The sequence below is a fragment of the Streptomyces sp. genome (assembly GCF_031178505.1).
GTDB lineage: Bacteria > Actinomycetota > Actinomycetes > Streptomycetales > Streptomycetaceae > Streptomyces > Streptomyces gulbargensis.
Genome location: NZ_JAPSIW010000993.1, coordinates 1 through 1,957, shown reverse-complemented (window position 1 = coordinate 1,957; position 1,957 = coordinate 1). Strand labels below are relative to the sequence as shown.

The following is a 1,957-nucleotide window of genomic DNA, read 5'->3' as shown; positions in this document are numbered from 1 at the left end:
GTCGCCGTGGGCATTCCGGTGCTCGCGCTCGCCGTGCTTCCCCTGCTGCCCCGCGCGACGAGTCGGGCCGACTTCCAGCGCGAGAAGGCAGGACGGGCCACCGAACTGGCGTCTGACACCGTCGCCGGGCTCCGCGTGCTGCGCGGCATCGGCGGCGAGGAACTCTTCCTCGATCGCTACCGCCGTGCCTCGCAGGAGGTCCGCACGGCTGCAGTCCGCAGCGCCCGGATGTGGGCCGCGATCTCGGCGATCCAGGTCCTGATGCCGGGTCTGCTGCTCATCGCCGTCGTCTGGCACGGCGTGCACCTGGCCCGTGAGGGCCGGATCACCGTCGGCGAACTGGTCACCGTCTACAGCGCGGTGATGATGCTCAACTATCCGCTGCGGCACTTCGAGGAGATCGCCATGGCGTACTCCTTCTCACGTCCCTCCGCGAAGCGGGCCGCACGGGCGCTCTCGCTGGAGCGGGGGGCGGAGCCCACGACTGGGCCGCGGTCCGGGCCACGGCCCGAGACCCCGGGCCCGCGTGCGGCAGGACAGGCCGAGAAGCAGCCCGGTCTCACCGCGTCCGTGGCGCAGGTCGGTGCCGGAGGCTCGGTGGGCGCGGCTGCGGGCGCTACCGGACAGGCGTGGCCGGACGCGCAGACGCGGGCGGACGGGCAAACGCGGACGGACGAGCGGACGCGGGCGGACGGGCAGACGTGGCCGGGCGGTGCTCGTCCCACCGGTGACCTGTACGACCCCGTGACAGGGCTGCTCGCCCCGGCCGGGCGCCTGACCGCCGTGGTCTGCGGCGACCCGGACGAGGCAGGGCGACTGGCCGAACGTCTCGGCGGCCACCCGGCGCTCGAGGACGCCGCGGGCCTGCCGTCCGTACGCCTTGGCGCCATGGCGCTCGATGACCTGCCCCTGTCCGAGGCCCGGGCCGCCGTCCTGGTCCAGGACAAGGACCCCGTGCTTCTCTCCGGGACACTCCGCGCGCTCCTCGACGTACCGGCCTCCGGAGCCGTCACCGCCGAAGAAGCACTCGCGGCGGCGCAGTGCGCGGACGTCCTGGACGCGCTGGCCCAGGCGTCGGTGGACGACGACCCGATGGCCGCCCACCTCACGGAACGCGGCCGCTCCCTCTCCGGCGGGCAACGCCAACGCCTCGCCCTGGCCCGCTCCCTGGTCACCGACCCCGAAGCCTTGGTGCTCGACGAGCCGACGTCCGCCGTCGACTCGCACACCGAGGCCCGGGTCGGCGACGGAATCCGCAGGCTGCGGGCCGGGCGGACCACCGTGGTGCTCACCTCGTCACCGCTGCTCCTGGACCGTGCCGAACACGTCGTCTTCCTGGCCGACGGCGAGGTCTCGGCCGTGGGCACGCACCGCGAACTGATGCACGGCGAACCGCGGTACCGCGCGGTCGTGACCCGCGAGACCGACGACGAGCGCGCCAGTGTGGGCGCCCCCACGAATTTCGACATCGAGGAGACGGCATGATCGGCCTGGCGCCCCCGGAGTACGACCCGGCGGCCCCCACGACCGCGGAGACCCTGCCCGTCGGCGCGAGCTCGACCGTCCGCGCCTACGTACGCGAGCTGTTCCAGCGCCACCGCACGGCCTTCGCCCTGCTCATCGCGGTGAACACGCTCGCCGTGGTCGCCTCGATGGCCGGTCCCTACCTCCTCGGCGACCTCGTCGAGAAGGTCTCGGCCGACGCCCGGGACCTGCATCTGGAGCGGACCATCGGGCTGTTCGCGCTCGCACTCGCCGTGCAGGCGTTCTTCGTACGGGAGGTGCGGCTGCGCGGTGCGATGCTCGGCGAGCGGATGCTGGCCGACCTGCGCGAGGACTTCCTCGTACGGTCCGTCGGGCTGCCGCCCGGTGTTCTGGAACGGGCCGGGACCGGCGATCTGCTCTCCCGGATCACCACGGACATCGACCGTCTGGCCAACGCCAGCTGCGGCACGGC

Annotated in this window: 2 protein-coding genes; both read left to right on the top strand. The window is 73.5% G+C overall.

From position 1 onward, the window contains the following. Nucleotides 1-1,485 (top strand): ABC transporter ATP-binding protein (locus tag RIF68_RS35460; RefSeq protein WP_309055711.1); only part of this gene is annotated, 1,485 nt, incomplete at its 5' end. Next, the coding region (locus tag RIF68_RS35455; RefSeq protein ID WP_309055709.1) for an ABC transporter transmembrane domain-containing protein at nucleotides 1,482-1,957 on the top strand (476 nt) is incomplete at its 3' end. The genes RIF68_RS35460 and RIF68_RS35455, both read left to right, overlap by 4 nt.